The organism is Armatimonadota bacterium (assembly GCA_035527535.1).
Lineage (GTDB): Bacteria > Armatimonadota > Hebobacteria.
The window spans coordinates 1-2403 of sequence record DATLAK010000146.1; the positions used below are offsets into that span (position 1 = coordinate 1).

Here is a 2403-nt window from a genome sequence, read left to right on the forward strand (position 1 = left end):
GCTTGCTGCGCGCCATCAACGACCTCGGCCTCGGCCCCGCAGGACTGGGCGGCCGCATCACCGCGCTGGCGGTGCACGTCGAGACCCATCCCTGCCACATCGCCAGTCTGCCGGTGGCGGTCAACCTCAATTGCCACGCCCACCGCCACGCGGAGGGCGCACTGTGACCGTTCTCACGCCACCCCTGACCAACGACGTGATCATGGCCCTGCGCGCGGGTGACCGCGCGATCATCACCGGCGTGATCTATACCGCGCGCGACGCCGCCCACCGCCGCCTGGTGGAGCTGCTCGACCAAGGCGAACCGCTGCCGGTGGACCTCGCCGGGCAAATCATCTACTACACCGGCCCGACCCCGGCGCCGCCGGGGCGTCCCATCGGCTCGGCAGGCCCGACCACCGCCGGCCGCATGGACCCCTATGCCCCCCGCCTGCTGGCGGTCGGCCTCAAAGCCATGATCGGCAAGGGCGCGCGCAGCCCGCAGGTGCGCGAGGCGCTGCGCCGGCACCGCGCGGTGTATCTCAGCGCGACCCCCGGCGCGGGGGCGCTGCTGTCCCAGCACATCGTCGCGGCTGAGGTCGTGGCCTACCCGGACCTGGGCACGGAGGCGATTCATCGCCTCGCGGTACAGAACTTTCCCGTCATCGTTGCCAACGACTGCCACGGGGGCGACATCTACGAGGAAGGCGTGCGCCGGTACCGGACACCGTCGGCCGGCGAGGCGCGCTGACCGGGCATCGCCTGCGACTCCCGGGTGTGAGCATTCTTCTTTGGTTAGGTCAATTATGCACAGGCGACCGATGCACTCCCGGATGTGGCGCCACAAGAAGCTCTGAGCCCTTCGCTTACGTCATGCTGAGCGATAGCGAAGGATCTCGGTCGGCTCAGGATGAACGAAGCTGCGCCTCATACCGCCGAGTGGGAGGCACTTCCACCCAGGCGAACAGTTGAGCAGTGGAACAGGACCGTGGCGGGCCGATTCGTCGGCACCTAGCCCGCTTTATTCATGACGTGCTCAAAAGCCGCGCACACTGCACGACGAGACACGCGATTGCGTTGAGCAGGTGACCGCAGGCTCGCAATTGCGGTCTTCTCACCTGTTCGCCTGCGGCTAGGCCCCGACCTGTCGGGGCCGCCGTGGCGGCCACCGGCCTAGCCATTCCACTGCTCGCCTGCTCCAGCCCGGATTATGAATGATCCGGGCTAGCCACTTCGCTCAGAGCTTGCCCTGAGTGCAACGAAGGGATGACATGACCGAACGGTGTTGGGGCTACAGGTAATGCATGTCGAGCCGGCGAACACATGAGCTACCCCTGCATTTCCGGGAGGAATCCTATGTCCAGCGTTGACGGTCGCCTCACCATTCTTGCCGTAGTCGCGCATCCGCATGATATATCGCACATGTGCGGAACCCTGGCTCACCACATCGCGGACGGTGACGCCGTCGTGGCCGTGGCCGTGACCGGAGGCCTTACGACTCACCGCGAGCGGCTGTATGACGAGCTGCGAAAGCCGCCCGCCGAGCGCGACCCGCGCATTATCAACCAGACCGACGCCGCTTACGGCGAGCAAAAGGCCCACGAAATGGCACAGGCGTGCGCGTTGTTCGGCATCACCGATGTCCGGGTGTTGCCGTTCGAGGATAAGCCGCTGGAAATCACGCCGGCGGTGGTTGACGTTCTGACCGAGATCATCTACGAGGTCAGGCCCCACTTGGTTCTGACTCATGCGCCTCGGGGCCGTCAGCGCCACGGCATGGTGGACATTGCCCCGGAGGACCACCGGGATACCGGCGTTGCGGTGACGCGGGCGGTGCGGATGGCGAACCAACCCAACGCCGAAACCGGGCGCACTCCTCATCACGTGACTTCGGTCTATTACACGGGCGTGGACTTGCCGCTGACGGAAGCCGACCTCTTGGTTGACATCACGGATCAGGCGGCCAATCGCATGAAGGCCGAGATTCTCTTCGCCAGCCAGGCGCAGACGCCGGCATTCGCCAGGAAACGCACAACCATCGGCGCCGGGACCGCGGGGTGGCACGCGCAGACGGGTTATGCCGAACCGTGGATTCGAGCCGCGGCGCAGGTTGGCCGCCGTTTGCCGGTGACGCGCGAAGAGCTGGACAACGCGGAGATGTCCAGACAAGATTGCCTAGCGCGCATGAGCAAGCTCGTGAGCGATGAGGAGGCGGAATGATCCCTCCCGTCGCAGGCGGGCGAACACAGCGCTGACCCGCCTCGAAGACGCGGGATGCGGCATCTTAGCGCATCGCCGCCGCCCATCTGCTAGTGTAGTGTCCCGATGATGGCTTTACAATGGGCGACCTTCTCCAAGATAGCATCGACCTTTTTCGTCCAGACGAACGGTTTGGGATTCTCGTTGTTGACCCGGATGAAATCT

General features: G+C 65.3%; 3 protein-coding genes. All 3 read left to right on the forward strand.

All coding sequences use genetic code 11. The features are described 5' to 3' along the window. A partial coding sequence (locus VM221_10200; GenBank protein HUT75187.1) for a fumarate hydratase occupies positions 1–167 on the forward strand: 167 nt, incomplete at its 5' end. Beyond that, positions 164–730 (forward strand): Fe-S-containing hydro-lyase, encoded by a 567-nt coding sequence (locus VM221_10205; GenBank protein HUT75188.1) that lies wholly within the window; start codon positions 164–166, stop codon positions 728–730. The genes VM221_10200 and VM221_10205, both read left to right, overlap by 4 nt. A gap of 605 nt (positions 731–1335) precedes the next feature. After that, complete coding sequence (locus tag VM221_10210) at positions 1336–2199, forward strand: PIG-L deacetylase family protein (protein ID HUT75189.1); 864 nt, start codon at positions 1336–1338, stop codon at positions 2197–2199. Positions 2200–2403: the final 204 nt, after the last annotated feature.

Excerpts from the sequence above, each read along its gene's own strand:
- VM221_10210 (HUT75189.1), top strand. The coding sequence starts at position 1,336 with ATGTCCAGCGTTGACGGTCGCCTCACCATTCTTGCCGTAGTCGCGCAT.